The organism is Trinickia acidisoli, from assembly GCF_017315725.1.
GTDB classification, from domain to species: Bacteria; Pseudomonadota; Gammaproteobacteria; order Burkholderiales; family Burkholderiaceae; genus Trinickia; species Trinickia acidisoli.
This window is the reverse complement of record NZ_JAFLRG010000001.1, coordinates 64,370-79,427: the sequence shown is the minus strand read 5'-3', so window position 1 is coordinate 79,427 and position 15,058 is coordinate 64,370. Positions and strand designations below refer to the sequence as shown.

Genomic DNA, 15,058 nt, shown 5'->3' with positions numbered 1-15,058 from the left:
GCCTTACCGCACCGAGACCCCATCTTCCCCGCCGGGCGCCATTGCACTATCCACCTCGCGCGGAAAGCGCAAAGTAAATTCGATCCATCCGTCGGGCGAGCAATCGGCCGACACGCTTGCGCCGTGCAGATGCATGATGGCCTGCACGATCGACAAACCGAGCCCGCTCGATTCGGTGAACTCGCTGCGGGCCGCGTCGCCGCGATAGAAGCGGTCGAACAGGCGCGCGAGTTCGTCGCGCTCGATGCGTGGCCCGCGATTGCCAATGACGATGCACGCACCCGTTTCGTCCGAATGCCCGCGCATTCGCACTACTGTGCCCGCTTCGGCGTAACGCACCGCGTTGACGACGACGTTGCCGAGCGCTCGCCGGCACATGATTGCGTTCGCAACCATTTCACCCGTAGCATCGATTTGGAACGTGATATGCCGCTCGTCCGCAATGCCGTCGAAGTATTCGGCGATTGCCTCGAGTTCGTCGCGAATATCGATGCGCTCGCGATCGATACGTTGCGGTCCATGATCCGCCTGTGCGAGAAACAGGATGTTTTGCGCAATGCGCGCAAGCCGCTCGAGTTCTTCCAGATTCGATTCGAGCACGTTGCGATACTCCGCGGTGCTGCGTTCGTGCGCGAGCGTCACTTGTGTCTCACCGATCAGCACACCGATAGGTGTGCGCAACTCATGCGCGAGATCGGCGGAGAACTGCAATAAGCGCGCGTAACCATGTTCGAGACGATCGAGCATCGCATTGAACGATGCGGCGAGGCTTTGCAACTCCGTCGGCGCGCGCGCCACTTCGAGTCGCGCCGACATGCGGTTCGGCGAAATTTCCGCAGCCTTGTCGGCCATCGATCTCAAGGGCATCAGCCCGCGGCTCGTGACCCAATAGGCAAGCGCGAGCGTGATCAGCACCGCGCAGATGACCGTAATCCAGACCCGAGTGAGATACACCGACAGCACGCGCGCTTCTTGCGTCATCACATGGGCGGCGATGATCTGCACCACCTCGCCGCTATTGCCGATTTGCGCTTGCGCGGCAACCCAGCGCATGCGGATGCCGTCGGGGCGCTTCCCCTCATACAGCGCGTCGAGCCCGACATGCTGCGCAATCGGCACGATACGGAACGGCGGCAGCGCCATGTGGTCCGGATTCACGTCGATGAACGGCGTCGAACCCGGACGCCTGAAAATGATGACGTCCTGGCTGTCGCCGAGCATCGTCTCGAAGAGCCTGGGCCGTGCTTCGATTTCCTTGATCGTATAAAGATCGTGCAGCAGCGAGCGAAAATGCTCGACGCGGGCGATCAATTGATAGTCGGCGCGCGTGGACAATGCGCGGTTGGTTGCGTGATACAGCGCCGCCCCCACCATGCCGACCACCACGCAGACGATCACGGCAAACGATAACGCGATGCGAACCGCAAGCGAACGCGCAGGCCGTCTCAAGAATCTTCTCCAAACGAATAGCCGATGCTGCGCACCGTGTGAATCAGCTTGAGATCGAACGGATTGTCGATCTTCGCGCGCAAACGCTTCACCGCGACATCGACCACGTTCGTGTCGCTGTCGAAGTTCATATCCCACACTTCCGATGCGATCAGCGTGCGCGAAAGCGCTTCGCCTTGTCGCTTGCAAAATAGATGCAGCAGTGCAAATTCCTTATTGGTCAGCGTAATGTCGATGCCCTTTCTGGTCACCTTGCGGCGTAAGATGTCGACGTGCAGATCAACGATTTGAAATGTGTCCGATTCGCGCATGACGCCACGCCTGAGCAACGTGCGGATGCGCAAGACGAGTTCGGTGAAGGAGAACGGTTTGACGAGGTAATCGTCGGCGCCCAATTCGAGGCCATGAATGCGGTCCGTCACATGATCGCGCGCCGTCAGAAAAATGACAGGCAAGTCACGTTTCGCGCGCAGTGCCGACATGATTTGCCATCCGTCGATGCCGGGCAACATCACGTCGAGCACGATCAACTCGTACGGGTTCGCAAGCGCCTGATGCAGACCGTCCGTGCCGTTGCGCGCGAGATCGACCTGATAGCCGGACTCCGTGAGTCCCTTCTTCAGATAATCGCCGGTCTTGCGGTCGTCTTCGATCACGAGGATGGTCATGCTGGCGCCGTCCTGATTGCACTAGCGACATTTTAGCGACGGCATGCGCGATCCCCGCGATAAATGACAAAAAAGTCATCGACGGGTCATCGAGCGATCAGCGCCGCCTCATTACCATGCCAAGCGTTTAGGCTCGATCGAACGCGAGGCATGGCGTGCAAAAGCAAACGCAAACGCATCAAACCATCCAGCCGCTCTGGCTGCGCGTCACACACTGGATCAATGCGCTCGCCATTCTCATCATGGCGACGAGCGGCTGGCAGATCTATAACGCATCGCCGATCTTCAAGACCCTGACGTTTCCGTCCGCCGTCACGCTGGGCGGCTGGCTCGGCGGCGCGATTCAGTGGCATTTCGCGGCGATGTGGCTATTGGCCGCGAACTTCATCGTCTATCTCTCGATGAATATTGCGACCGGGCGATTACGGCGCCGCATGTTTCCGCTGCACCTCAAGCGCGTCTTCGGCGATGCGTACGCCGCGCTGCGCGGCAAGCTCGGCCACGACGATCTCACGCACTACAACGCCGTGCAGAAGGCCGCGTACCTCGCGGTGATCTTGGACCTCTCGATCGTGATTCTCTCGGGACTCGTCGTGTGGAAATCGGTGCAATTCCCGCTGCTGCGCACGCTGATGGGAGGCTACGACAACGCCCGCGTCGTGCACTTCTTCGGCATGAGCTTTTTGGTTGCGTTCTTCGTGGTGCACGTCGCGATGGTTGCGCTCGTGCCGCGCTCGCTTCTGACGATGATACGCGGGCGCTAGGGCCTCGCTTGCCAAGGAACCTTCAACGATGTCGCGCAAACTCCTCGAATCCAGACCCGACGCCGATCTCATCATCAAAGACGCGGCAAAGGAATTAAAGGCGCCCGCACGCCGCTTATTCGGCAAGCGCATTCTTTCGCTTGGCGGCCTAGCGATGCTGTCCGGCTGCAGCATCAGCGACGACAAGTCGATCGACGCGATGCTGCGCAAGATCTCATCGTTCAACGACGATGCACAGGCATTCCTGTTCGATCCGAACAAGCTCGCGCCAACCTATCCCGAGTCGATGATCACGCGACCGTTTCCGTTCAACGCGTTCTACGACATCGATGAAGTCCCCGAAGTCGATCCGTCGACCTACAAGCTGACGATCGGTGGGCTCGTGAAAGGCAAGCGCGTGTGGACGCTCGACGAACTGCATGCGATGCCGCAGGAAAGCCAAATCACACGACACATCTGCATCGAAGGTTGGAGTGCGATCGGCAAGTGGGGCGGCGTGCGCTTCGCACGTTTCCTCGCACGCGCAGGGGCCGACACGAGCGCGAAGTATGTCGCCTTCCACTGCGCGGACAACTATTCGACGAGCATCGACATGCCGACTGCGCTTCACGCGCAGACGCTGCTCACGCTCACCTACGACGGCCAGATCCTGCCGCCGAAATACGGCTTCCCCATGAAGCTGCGCATGCCGACCAAGCTCGGCTACAAGAATCCGAAGCACATCGTCGCGATCACCGTTACCAATGAATACCCGGGCGGCTATTGGGAGAACCAGGGCTACAACTGGTTCGGCGGTTCATGACGAGCGCACCTCACGCCTACTCACGCTCGCCCCACCTTCGACAAAACAAGGAGATCCCATGTCGATTCGAATCAAACTCGCCGTCAGCGTTATGACGCTTTCGCTTGCATCCGTGGCATTGGCTCAAGCGCCGGCCAAACCGGCGCGCATCCGCGGCGACATCGTTTCGCTGTCCGGCGACACGCTCACCGTGCATCGTCGCAGCGGCGACACCGTCAAGATCGCCGTGAAGGCCGACACCCCCGTCACTGCACTCAAGAACATCAAGTTGCAGGACATCAAGCCGGGCTCGTTCGTCGGCACGGCGGCGATGACCGGCGTCGACGGCAAGCTCACCGCGACCGAAGTGCTGGTGTTCCCCGAATCCGCGCGCGGCACGGGCGAAGGCCACTACGCGTGGGATCTGGGCCCGAACAGCTCGATGACCAACGCGAACGTCGATCAGGTCGTGCAAGGCACCAGCGGCCGCGATCTGAAGCTCTCGTATAAAGGCGGCTCGAACGCGGTCACGGTGCCGGAAAACGTGCCGATCGTGACCTTCGCGCCCGCCACGCATGACGACCTGTTGCCCGGCAAGCAGGTGTTCGTCGTCGCGAGCCCGGCAGGCTCAGGCTATGCCGCGCAACGCATCGTGGTGGAAAAGGATGGGGTGAAACCGCCGATGTAAGTAAAAAGGCGCAGCGTACGTCGCGAATGACCTTCCGCGGCGTACGCATGGATTGACGAGCGTTGCCGGCAATATCCACCGTCGGCGATGAGGGAAGTACTGCCGGTGGAGCATCAACGGCCGTCGTGCCCGAAAGCGCGGCAGCCCCGCGCAGCATTTCTGCGGCTTGAGACACAAGGCTTCGTGTTGACGGAAGGCGAACGACATCCGCGTGCGCTACGGTCCGGATTCCACAACGGAACCTTGGTCAGACGAAAATGGCTAGTTGGCGGATTAACTCTAGTGATGCCACTGCGCCCGGCATCCCCGAATCGCCCCCTTCCGTTTCGCAGCGTCGCCTGCCCGTTCCGACCGATAGCAGCCCGAACGCTGGGCCACTGAGCCGTCTCCTTGGCGGGTCGATTAGAGGGAGACTTGCATCGACCAACGCCCGCCGTCCGGGGCTGGTCGACGTTCCTCGGAAAGAAGATGCCGCCCCGCTTCAAGCGCGTGTCAGTCAAGTACGCACGCCAAGACAATTCGACGAACTGCTCCAGCAGATTGAGCCGATCGAGGATGCTCCTTCGCGGCGCATCCTCCTGACGTCCCTATCGAAGCGAATCCGCGAACTGCCGGAATCCAAGCGCAGTCGGGCATTCGACAGTATCGCCGCCCAAATCGAACTGCTGCCCCCCGACCATCGCGCCCAACCCTTGGAAGAGCTTACCTACGCGATAGGAGGGCTTCCGAATGGCAAGCAGCCGTCCGCGGCCCATCGCGTCTTCGGTCAGATCGAGCCACTGCCCGCTGAACAGCGCAGTTGGCCGTTGGAAGCACTGTCGCGCCACATAGGACTACTCCCAGCCGGCAAGCGCCAGCAAACGTTCGACAGTGTCTTCGCTCAAGTCGAACAACTGCCCCCTGGTCATCGCGGCTCCCCCTTGGCCGCGCTCGCAAGAGAGATAAGGTCGCTTCCGGTTGCCCATCGGTTAACGGCGTTCACCCGCGCCTTGGATCAGGTTGAGCAACTGCCGTTCGAAAATCGCAGTGAGCCCTTGGATGCCCTTGCACGCGCGATAGGGCATTTAGTGCAAGCCACGGATGCCGATCGGCTGACGGCATTCGGCCGCGTCGCCCATCACGCTATCCAACTGCCCCTTACTCATCGCGGCGAACCCTTGGCCGGCCTCGCAGCCGGTATTGACGAATCGATGCCGGTCACCGCGCGGCTGCCGATGTTCGAACGGATTTACGCTCAGGCCGAACCGTTGTCCGCCGAATCGCGCAGCCGACTCCTGGATGCCCTGGCTTTTGCGATCAGGGCACTACCGGAAGCTGAACGATCGGCAGCGTTCGACCGGATTTCCGGTGCGGTTGAACACTTGCCTGCGGAGTATCGCCGCGAGCCGCTCAAGGCGCTCGCTCACACGATCGAGCAATTGCCGGACTCCGAGCGGATACCGGCATTCAACCGCCTCGCGGATCAGCCCGAGCGATTGTCGACGAAGGATCACGGCCGGCTCTTGGGCACGCTCATGCGCAAAATCGTGCTGCTGCCGGACGCAGGGCATCAGCCTGCATTCGATCGCGTCTTCGATCAGATCGCGCGACTTCCCGCCGAGGATCGTATCCGTCCTCTGACCGCGCTCGCCGACGAGCTCGAGCGATTCCCGCACGCGGAACTGGCGCGGCAAATCTTGGACCTGGCTCGGCGGCTACCGCCTGAGTATCGCGGCAGGCCCCTTGCCGCGTTCGCGCGCACTGTGCAGTACCTCCCGATCGATGCCCAACGCGCGGCAAGAATTCAGTTGGCGAAATTACGGCGCGCGACGACATAGATGCGAGACGCGCCAGCTCTTTGTGTAGCGTCCCCGCCGAGGTCCCCGTCCGCCGTGCGATCTCACGGACGTGATATTGCAATTCGGGCTGGAGGAGCAAGAGCCCCAACACGCGCCGACGGTAGTCGCTGAAAAGAAGGGTGAATCGCGATTCAAGCATATTTGGCTACACATGCAGCCTAATTTGCGACACACGGCAAGATTCGCGGTTTGGCCTGCCCAACCGTAACCGCCCTCGGCTTTTTGAGTGTGGAGCGCTCGCCTATCGGTGAGCAAACGACGGAGGGCCAGCATGAAGGGAGAGCAGCCTACATACGCCGACGACGATCACGGCCTTCGCCCGATCGGTATATCCCATTGACATATCCCAAGAAGCTCATCGTGGAACAAGGCGCCATCTTTAAAAGTAACCGCAGCCAGGCGGTACGCCTCCCAAAATCCGTGGCGCTTCCCGACGATGTAAAACGGGTCGACGTGGTGGCCATCGGTCGCACCCGCATACTCACCCCTGCCGGGGAATCCTGGGATAGCTGGTTTGATGGCGAAGGCGTCAGCCCGGACTTCATGTCCACGCGCAACCAGCCCGCCGATCAGGAGCGTGAGGCGTTCTGATGCTCAAGTACATGCTCGACACGACCATTTGCATCTTCACCATCAAGAACAAGCCCAATGAGGTTCGCGAGGCATTCAACCGCCACCATGGTCAACTCTGCATCAGCACAGTGACCTTGATGGAATTGATCTATGGCGCGGAGAAATCCGCGTCGCCGGAAAAAAATCTGGCTGTCGTCGAGGGTTTTGCGGCTCGCCTAGACGTCCTGAGTTACAACCACGAGGCGGCCGCGCATAGTGGGCAACTCAGGACCGAGCTAGGAAAAAATGGCAAGCCGATTGGCCCCTACGATCAGATGATTGCAGGGCACGCCCGATCCCAAGGCCTGATTTTGATAACGAATAACCTTCGCGAGTTCGAGCGAGTACCTGGTCTACGGGTTGAAGACTGGGTGCACGCGGGTCGGTAACCCTTCGACGCGAACCTGACTCGGTTGTGTCTTAGCCATTTTTTACCTCCTTGAGGCGCGCTCGGGCAACGCGCAATTCGTTCTGCGGGGTTTCTTGCGTCTTCTTCACAAAGGAGTGTAGGACGACGACGCGCTGGCCCACGTGCGTGCAATAAAACACGCGCCCGATGCCTTCCCGACCTTTGTGCGTATTTCGGACGAACGTGACCGGCCGTCTCGGGATCGTGACCGGTCATTTCGGGAAGGTGGCCGAACGGACCGGAAGTAAGCGGTCGTTCATCGACGCCCCGATGGCAACCTCCGAACACCGAAGCATAGGTGTCGACACTTTGCTGCACCCGGCATTCGCCAGCGCTAATGGGCGGCCGGCTCGGCTTCGCGATATAGCGAAACGCCCATCGCGACCATTTTCGTCAAGCTCGGGTCATCGATCAGATGGCGGCTGTCGATCACGGTCCCATGTCGGTACGCAAGCGGGTAAATATCGCTGCTGGTGAATATGCCGGCGTTCTCGATGGTCGTGTGGACCACCACAAGGTTCTGGCCGGGGCGGTCGGTGAATACCAGGTCCGCCCGATCGAGGGCGGTCATCTCGTATTTGACATGAACGATCGCGCGAATCCGCGCACCAGGGACCGTGTACTGCTTGACCCGCCGGTCGTGCTGGTCCACGAGGAACACCAAACCCTTGTCGGCGCCGTGCGCGATCACGTACGGGTCGTTGAGCGGTGCGCCGCACGCAGCCTCGGCGCGATAAGCGGTGGGCAGCGGGCCGGATTCGTACGACGCGGTCCAGTCGACGCCTTTGATGTCGCTGGGCTGGCGTTTGGTCGCGACGGTGCCTCTTGTGTGCGTATCGGCCATATTGGACGAATCGGCGGCCATCGCCTGTCCGGCGGTGACGGCGAGGAATACGGCGAGGGGCAGGAGTCTTTTCATGGCGAAATCGGTTTGAGGTTCCCTTGGTTTTTCGCCGTCCAGAGGCCCCGGGTTATGCAGCCATAGGGCGATGCCTTGTATCTAACCGAGGCACCCGAACGCGGCTATCGGATTAGCCGTACAACCTGGATTTTGAACGCCAGGTGAAGCTGGCGGAAGAGATCATGCACGATGACCGCGATATTTTGCGGGCACTGGCCAAATGACAGCATGGCGCTGGGTGCGTTCGGACCTGACTGACGCAATCCATGATCGCCAGCTTGCTGAGCATGGCGGGCTCGATGGTGTGCGCGACAAAGGCGCGGTGGAGTCGGTACTGGCACGGCCGCAGAATCTCGATGTTTATGCGGGTGCGGACGCGGCGGCGCTCGCCGCCGCATATGCCTATGGGTTAGCGTGGGATGATGGCTTTGCGGACGGCAACAAGAGAACTGCCTGGGTGATTGCGCGCCTTTTCCTGGCAGGCAACGGCTTTCGGCTGAAGCTTGATCCGGCCGGCGCCGTTAGGGCCATGGAAATGGTGGCTGCTGGCGCGCTCGACGAAGTTGCGCCGGCGGAGTGGTTCCAGCAGCGGATCGCCGAGTAAGTCGGCGGACGAGATTAAACTCGAAACTCGCGGTGGGTTTAACCAGTTACGGGGTAAGCGGTCGATTGACCATGCTCTTGCACGGTGACGCGAATTAGGCCGCGGTGTCATCCCCGCGCTGCCCCAGCGTCCATGGCAACAACGCTTCATAGTCGTCGGCGCTTCGCGCGTAAGGCAACGCCTTGAACAATTCGGTCAGATAGCGATAGGCGTCGACACCATTGGCCTTGCGCGACTCAACGAGCGAATAGAGATTGGCACTCGCCTTCGCTCCGCCGGTCGTATCCGCGAATTCGCATGTAGCGATAAACCCAGACCTTACGAGTCGGATGAACACGCAGGTACAACCCATCGCCATCCGCCAGAAAGTATTCTCTCGTCCGGTGCTCCGCTTTCTTGACCTGCAAGTCGGTGAGCTGTCCCATGATCTTGCACCCCAAAAGGCAAAATCGAGGAACAACCATTTTGGGTACAACTTCTGAGACATGCAAACGCCGGATTTCACGGGAGTTCTCCGGCTTCGTGCGGACGCAAATTTCCCGCAACGCCTTATCTGGCGGGGCTTTTCAGGATCTAAGGGGATTTTTGAGGAAAACCAGATGGCGCGCCCGGCTGGGATCGAACCAGCAACCCCTGCCTTCGGAGTCCGCGAGGAACCCGTAATGGATTCAATGACTTACACAATTAATCTTTTTCTGATCAAGCACTTATGCGAGCATGCGTTAGCTTGATGTCGCAGAGTTTAGCAAACTTTAGCGATGCATCTACGGGCAGATTACGGGTCAACTGCCGTCCGTAACCCATACACGAGGAAGTGATCTTCCTCATACATCTTTTCGCCGTCCACGATCGTCGTTTCGACGAAGACATCACTTCCCGTTAGGACGTCTCCAATTTTGTATTGGGGAGACTCGTGGGCGCGGACTCTTCCAGCATCAAGCAACCCATCACCGACGGCCGTCTGGACAATTGACGCACCAGCATCACTTAGGACTGTCCGGACAATGGCCTCAACCATGTCCGCTTCGTCTAATTCCGCCTCGGCTATCCCCACTTCACCACCCTCATATCGAGATCCAAGATTGGTAATTACAAGGGCCTTATGCCAGTCCGGGCGACCGTCCCAAACTGCTTGCGCCTCAATCCGGGCCATCTCCCAAACCTGTCGCCATGCCTTGATAGTAGTTGGGTACGCACGCTTCTTCTCGCGCCAGCCCTTCGCCAACGCACCCAGAATATCTTCGCGATCAAGGCACCTCAAAAGTACCCCTGCGCGCGCCTCATCGATGGCCCCTGCCTGCAACGCCGATTGGATAAGTGCGAGAGCACTCCCAATGCTCATCATTTTGGGCTTTGCGCTGCCCCGAAGCCATTTCCTACCGGCGTTTACATATCGCCTCAGATAGTGCCCCTCAAACCGACTACCAGCAACGGGGGTTTCATGAAGCAATTCGTCCCCGAGCTTACCAATGCTCTTGCCAGAGGCGGCGGCCAACATCTGCAAAACGTTGGTTATGTCAGTAGAGGAGCGAGCCGGCCTCGAAGTCCCAAGGCGTAATGTAAATAACGCCTGGAGGTCATCTCCCCGCCCTAAATACGAAAGATAGTTCTGCATTTCCGAGTTTTGTTCCTCGATATCAGCGCCTGAGGCTACTACCTTACACCTACGACTTCAAGCAGTAGCGATGTTTAGCCTTAAGGAGCCTTTATGCGAACCAAAGAACAATTTGAACTCGCCAAGTGCATCGGCCAGCTCGACGACAACGCCCTCATTGATGCCAATGAGTTTGCGGCAATCACTGGGTTCTCACCAAATAGCATCCGTCAAAAGAAAGTCGCCGGTCTGCCAAAACCAGACGTAAGAATCGGACGCCTGCGGTGGCGTCTTGGCAACGTGCGCGCCTGGCTTCAAGGCTGATCCGAAATCATCAACGCGCCCGGAAACAACCATGAAAGCAACCATCATTAATCGCAGACGTCATCGTTTCGGCATCGTAGAAGAAAGAACGCTTGAGGATCCTCGGCTTGGCCCCGTCGCACGGACCGCAGCAGCCTGGATACAGGTCAAGCCTCTTGGTTGGACAATTTCTGTAGAGCACCTTCAATATCGGCTCGGAATCGGGGTATCCGCTTGGCGTACCGCCTCTCGTGAACTGCGGGACGCTGGCTACCTCGCAATTTCTCGTACGCGTGGCGCGCTCGGGCAATGGGTCTGGAAATTGGACTTCGACGTTCCGGAAGAAGTCCCCGAGCCAGGCAAACGAAAACCGAACGCTACACGCAAAGAATCCATCGACGGAGAACCGACTGATGGGGACGAAAAGCCAAGCCGAGTAAGAACTCTTGAGACTTCTACGATGCCAGCCATCAGCAAAAACTCCATCGATGGTCGCTCCGTTGATGCGCTCCCCATCGATGAGCAAACCGCCGATAAAACACTACCAAAAGAGTCTCCTACGGAGACTCTATTAACAAACACCACCACTCGCACCGGGGGGATAGAGGTGGTCGTCATCGAATCGAAGGCAGCCGTCTACCGCGACTTGCTCGACCTTGCATTCGCGGACCTATCTGTTGAACAACGTCAAATTTTGGCCGACACACTCGAACATCGACTGCGACGCCCAATCGATCCGCCGGGTTCAATCGCTCGCTGGATCACGACGGTAAAGCGGTCGTTGTTGGGGCAAGGGGAGAATCCATTCGATCGTTCGGGAGCACTCGAAATTGCCGCCAATAGAGCCCGCGCCAAAGCCAACGCTGAAGCCGTCGCTCGAAGCATGGTTCCTCCACAACCAATCGCGCCAGCAAGCGAGGGAAGATCCTCCAACCCAAAAGCAATTTCCAGTTTGCGCGCTGTCCTCAAAGCAGCAGCCGCGCGAGATTCCATTACGCATCATCAGGAGACCAACCTCGTAGATATTCACCAAGAAGAGCCCCACGACACTACGAGAGATCCACAACCGACATGGAAAAAGCAATGACCGAGCGCAAACAGACAATCGATCAGAGAATCGCGCTGACTGTCGAAAAGCTCAAACAGCTCAAAGCCAAGAAGCAATTAATCGAAGCAAGGCATCGAGCCACCCAGGCCAAGCAGGAGCGCGCAATCGATACCCGTCGAAAGATTCTGCTTGGCGCATTCATGCTGGAAATCATGGAGCAACGCGGCTTCACTGCCGCAACTCTTGAAGACGGAAAATTCGATAGATGGCTGGTCCGTCCAGACGATCGCGCGCTTTTCAGCCTGGCACGCTACTGAGCGATTAATCGTGTCCGGGGTAGGGCCCGAGCGACAGCAAGGGCGCACTTAGAGTAATCCCCTGTGGGGATTACGTGCGGGCCTTCAGCCGGACTCTGCGAGGCCAAAAGAAACGAGGTTGCCATGGCGCAGTTCCATATGTCCGTGAAAGTTATCTCCCGTAGCGCGGGGCGCTCGGCCACTGCCGCCGCTGCATATCGCGCGGGCGAGAAAATCACAGACGAGCGCACGGGTGAGGTTCACGACTACAGTCGAAAGTCGGGCGTCTTGGCCTCCCGGCTAATGATGCCTGGTGGTGGCAGCGAAGATCGCGCCACCTTCTGGAATCGTGTTGAGTTACACCACAAGCGCGGCGACGCTCTGCTAGCTCGGGAGTTCACACTCGCGTTGCCCTACGAGCTGGACGAGCCCGCCCGCGAAAAGCTTGCGTTCGACTAGGGGCTTGAGCTGGCCGATCGTTACAGCGTGGCCGTCGATGTAGCGATTCACCGACCCGACACGCACAAGGGTTCGGACGTTCGGAACTACCACGCCCATGTACTCATGTCGGCCTGCGCCGTCGCGCCCGACGGTACGCTCGGCAAGAAAACCGTCAATCTCGATCCGATCCACTGCCAAAGACACCGGATCCAGAATTTTGCCGATCGTGAACGTCCGCGCTGGGCCGAGCTTCACAACAAGCGCATGGCGGCCAACGGGCGGGGCGAGCGGATCGACCACCGATCGTTGTGCGCGCAGGGTATCAATCGCGATCCGACGCAGCACCTCGGTCCCGCGGTCACCGAGATATTGCGCCGCGACCGCCCTAGCTCCGTGTTCGATCGCATCGAGGCGCAGGCCGCTACGCGGCGTCTTGAGGCAGCTAGGGCCGAGGGCGAACGAGAAAGGGCTGTCGCTGCGATCGAGCACGGTGTGATCGATGCCGAAACCGAGCTGCGCGCGGCGCTGGCCGAACGCGAGGCGCTAGCCCGGCGGCAGGCCGAGGCCCGGCAGACCGCCGAAATCATGCAGAAATTGGTCGATAGCGGCAGGCTGACCGACCAACACATGAATGAAGCCGTTCAGCTGGTCAGCAAAGCGATCGACGGGGCTGTGCGTGACGTCGTGTTGCGCGCGAGGCTGGAAACTCTGCGCGAGCATCTTAAAGGCCGCCAGACCGCGGCGAAGCAGGCCGAACATGCAAGGGCACAAGCCATCATCGCGGAGTCCCGGGAACGCCTCGCCGCTCGTTACGTGGCCCAGCGGCGGCACGCCGAACACGCGCGACTAGAGGCCGTCGCGCAGCAGCAGGCTGCCGAAACCCGCGTGCAGCAGTCCTTACCCAAGGCCGACGCCCTATTGGGGGTAGTCGCGGCAATCGCCGCTTCGCCAAATCTGGACATAGGTGCTCTGGAAAAAGCGTGGGTACAGCAAGAGACTCGCCATATCCCGCCATCCCAGGCAATGTCGGCAGAGGCCGAGCGCCTGCGCAAGCACGAAGCGGCACGCTTCGCCGTTCGAGCGGCGGTCGCGGAAGGGCTTATCAGCAAGGATGAAGGGCGAGCGCTGGGCTTGTTCCCTTCTGAGGTCGAGCGCATCAACGACAAGCCCCCCAGCGAGGTGGCGGCAGCGGCTGAGCGTGTGCGGCAGGCCATAGAAAAGGAGCCTGGCCATCCGCTGGCCGAGCTGCGCCTGGCGCTGGCCGAAGCCATTTCTGTGAGCGATACGACGAAAACTCTCTCGACACTTGCCCTCGCCAGGAACAAGCACGGACAGCGCCTTGCCGAAAGTGGCAAGCCTGACCCAGCCACGCCAGAGCCAAGCACGAAATCCGCGATGCGCAACGCTCCCGCGCCGAGGACGTAGCACTAGCAGTCAAGATATTCTCATACCCATTCAAAAGGAGTCCTCATGCTAGAACTGCTGATCAACGAGCTTCACTTGCTGGAAGTCCGCACGCAGGGCGGGAATCGAGCCACAGATAATGAAAAGACCCGGATCGCGTGGCTGAAGGAGAACATTGCCGCCCGGCGGATCAGCTTGGCCCGCGCGCGGGAAGAGGAGGAGGAAAAGCGGGAAACACATGGCGGTGCGTCAACCCAGCAAGCCATCCCTGCAACAGAACCTAACGAACCAGTAAAGTTGCGCTCCCCTCGCCCTAAATGAACCCTTCGGCTGCCCAACTGGTCGCACGGTAGTGTTCCACGAGCTTCGACTGGCCCGCACGGTACATTCGTCACAACATCTCGCACGCCAGCTTGCACAGCTTCCTCGACGAGCGAAGGCTAATTTCGCTGCTCCATACTTGGGTTGGGTACGAGCTGACGCAAAACGGGTAGACTTGGTGCCGAAATTGAATAGACGAATGAGCGTCCGAGAGTCAGCACGCCGTTCAGCCAATCTCGTGCTTCCATAACAGATCATTTCATGACCGCGAACATTGTCAATACCGGGGGCGCCATACCAACACGGCGACCATTTGTAAAAGTCTCAGCATTCGTGGACTGGAACTCGCAACTCTTGCTTACAAGTATCCCGTGCGAACAAGAGCCCCTGACTGCCGCTCGCACCGCTTTTCAGCAAGTCACTCGCCGAATCGCACGTCGCCTGGCAGATATCAGCGAGCAAATGTATTTTCAAGTTTCTTTGCGCCTCTATCACGGATGGCGCAAGGGCTACGAACCTACCTTGAATTTAAAAGCAATCAGACAGGTCATTTCCGAGACAGACTTCCCCTCTCTTTCGGAACGGAGCAATGTAACCTACTCCAGCAATATCGGTTATGGAGACTGCCTAATCTCTGCGCTGCCTAGAAGATTGCACGCAAAGATTGCGATACATTTGCCCAACACGTGTCGGGACCGGGGATTTAAGGGGCACGAGGAAAAAATGGTCGACACTGCCATGGCCGCTGACACTGTGGTGTGCGCGTATCAAGACCCAGAGGATTGGATAATTATGGTCGGGGAGGACGACGACTTGGTTCCCCCGTTATTTACCGCGGAGGCGATTATCAGCTCGCGGGGAGCGAAAGCACTTCTGATAAGCCAACGCACTCGCGGCAATAATTTTCTTTTGCTAGATGGCCTCGATGCCCGCTAAA

17 protein-coding genes and 3 pseudogenes are annotated in these 15,058 nt (G+C 59.2%); 13 read left to right on the top strand and 7 right to left on the bottom strand.

What is annotated here, in order from left to right; translation table 11 throughout:
- Positions 1–3 precede the first annotated feature (3 nt).
- Together J3485_RS00385 and J3485_RS00380 are read right to left on the bottom strand one after the other, a co-directional pair.
- Positions 4–1,449: a heavy metal sensor histidine kinase gene (locus J3485_RS00385; protein ID WP_206950658.1), complete on the bottom strand. Its 1,446-nt coding sequence runs from the start codon at positions 1,447–1,449 to the stop codon at positions 4–6.
- Complete coding sequence (locus J3485_RS00380; protein ID WP_206950657.1) at positions 1,446–2,117, bottom strand: heavy metal response regulator transcription factor; 672 nt, start codon at positions 2,115–2,117, stop codon at positions 1,446–1,448. Before J3485_RS00380 ends, J3485_RS00385 begins: the two co-directional genes overlap by 4 nt.
- A 155-nt stretch (positions 2,118–2,272) precedes the next feature.
- Here J3485_RS00380 and J3485_RS00375 point away from each other — a divergent pair, with 155 nt between their 5' ends.
- The 6 genes from J3485_RS00375 to vapC all read left to right on the top strand — a co-directional run bounded on the left by J3485_RS00375 (position 2,273) and on the right by vapC (position 7,189).
- A complete protein-coding gene (locus tag J3485_RS00375) occupies positions 2,273–2,881 on the top strand; it encodes a cytochrome b/b6 domain-containing protein (protein WP_206950656.1) in 609 nt (202 codons plus the stop codon).
- A gap of 28 nt (positions 2,882–2,909) precedes the next feature.
- On the top strand, positions 2,910–3,683 hold the full coding sequence (locus J3485_RS00370) for a molybdopterin-dependent oxidoreductase (protein ID WP_206950655.1): 774 nt from the start codon (positions 2,910–2,912) through the stop codon (positions 3,681–3,683).
- A 58-nt stretch (positions 3,684–3,741) separates the two neighbouring features.
- Positions 3,742–4,350, top strand: a complete 609-nt coding sequence (locus tag J3485_RS00365) for a hypothetical protein (protein WP_206950654.1) — start codon at positions 3,742–3,744, stop codon at positions 4,348–4,350.
- A 257-nt stretch (positions 4,351–4,607) separates the two neighbouring features.
- The gene (locus tag J3485_RS00360; protein ID WP_206950653.1) at positions 4,608–6,167 is read left to right on the top strand and encodes a hypothetical protein; all 1,560 of its coding nucleotides are present in this window, start codon (positions 4,608–4,610) and stop codon (positions 6,165–6,167) included.
- A gap of 381 nt (positions 6,168–6,548) precedes the next feature.
- Positions 6,549–6,779 (top strand): type II toxin-antitoxin system VapB family antitoxin, encoded by a 231-nt coding sequence (vapB, locus tag J3485_RS00355; protein ID WP_206950652.1) that lies wholly within the window; start codon positions 6,549–6,551, stop codon positions 6,777–6,779.
- A complete protein-coding gene (vapC, locus tag J3485_RS00350) occupies positions 6,779–7,189 on the top strand; it encodes a type II toxin-antitoxin system tRNA(fMet)-specific endonuclease VapC (protein ID WP_206950651.1) in 411 nt (136 codons plus the stop codon). Before vapB ends, vapC begins: the two co-directional genes overlap by 1 nt.
- A 31-nt stretch (positions 7,190–7,220) precedes the next feature.
- Here vapC and J3485_RS00345 read toward each other — a convergent pair.
- A pseudogene (locus J3485_RS00345) lies at positions 7,221–7,373 on the bottom strand (type II toxin-antitoxin system RelE/ParE family toxin); the annotation flags it as partial.
- Positions 7,374–7,543: 170 nt separating this feature from the next.
- A complete protein-coding gene (locus tag J3485_RS00340) occupies positions 7,544–8,128 on the bottom strand; it encodes a hypothetical protein (protein WP_206950650.1) in 585 nt (194 codons plus the stop codon).
- 202 nt (positions 8,129–8,330) lie between these two features.
- Here J3485_RS00340 and J3485_RS00335 point away from each other — a divergent pair, with 202 nt between their 5' ends.
- Complete coding sequence (locus J3485_RS00335; protein ID WP_206950649.1) at positions 8,331–8,714, top strand: type II toxin-antitoxin system death-on-curing family toxin; 384 nt, start codon at positions 8,331–8,333, stop codon at positions 8,712–8,714.
- Between the two features lie 94 nt (positions 8,715–8,808).
- On the opposite strand, the pseudogene J3485_RS00330 reads toward J3485_RS00335, so the two are convergent.
- The 3 genes and pseudogenes from J3485_RS00330 to J3485_RS00325 all read right to left on the bottom strand — a co-directional run.
- Positions 8,809–9,006, bottom strand: a pseudogene (locus tag J3485_RS00330) (transposase domain-containing protein); the annotation flags it as partial.
- Positions 8,951–9,139 (bottom strand): Arm DNA-binding domain-containing protein, encoded by a 189-nt coding sequence (locus J3485_RS29490; RefSeq protein ID WP_374192396.1) that lies wholly within the window; start codon positions 9,137–9,139, stop codon positions 8,951–8,953. The pseudogene J3485_RS00330 and the gene J3485_RS29490, both read right to left, overlap by 56 nt.
- A 350-nt stretch (positions 9,140–9,489) precedes the next feature.
- On the bottom strand, positions 9,490–10,329 hold the full coding sequence (locus tag J3485_RS00325) for a hypothetical protein (RefSeq protein ID WP_206950648.1): 840 nt from the start codon (positions 10,327–10,329) through the stop codon (positions 9,490–9,492).
- A 93-nt stretch (positions 10,330–10,422) separates the two neighbouring features.
- Between J3485_RS00325 and J3485_RS00320 the strand changes: the two genes are divergently transcribed.
- The 6 genes and pseudogenes from J3485_RS00320 (at position 10,423) to J3485_RS00290 (ending at position 15,057) form a co-directional block, all read left to right on the top strand.
- Entirely contained in the window at positions 10,423–10,632 is a 210-nt protein-coding gene (locus tag J3485_RS00320) for a helix-turn-helix transcriptional regulator (RefSeq protein ID WP_206950647.1), read from the top strand.
- A 31-nt stretch (positions 10,633–10,663) separates the two neighbouring features.
- Complete coding sequence (locus tag J3485_RS00315) at positions 10,664–11,698, top strand: hypothetical protein (RefSeq protein WP_206950646.1); 1,035 nt, start codon at positions 10,664–10,666, stop codon at positions 11,696–11,698.
- Positions 11,695–11,976, top strand: coding sequence for a mobilization protein (locus J3485_RS00310; RefSeq protein ID WP_206950645.1), 282 nt, complete (start codon positions 11,695–11,697; stop codon positions 11,974–11,976). Before J3485_RS00315 ends, J3485_RS00310 begins: the two co-directional genes overlap by 4 nt.
- Before the next feature lie 123 nt (positions 11,977–12,099).
- Positions 12,100–13,821, top strand: a pseudogene (locus tag J3485_RS00300) (MobA/MobL family protein).
- A 45-nt stretch (positions 13,822–13,866) separates the two neighbouring features.
- The gene (locus tag J3485_RS00295) at positions 13,867–14,121 is read left to right on the top strand and encodes a hypothetical protein (RefSeq protein ID WP_206950642.1); all 255 of its coding nucleotides are present in this window, start codon (positions 13,867–13,869) and stop codon (positions 14,119–14,121) included.
- Positions 14,122–14,382: 261 nt separating this feature from the next.
- Positions 14,383–15,057, top strand: coding sequence for a PIN domain-containing protein (locus tag J3485_RS00290; RefSeq protein WP_206950641.1), 675 nt, complete (start codon positions 14,383–14,385; stop codon positions 15,055–15,057).
- Position 15,058 lies beyond the last annotated feature (1 nt).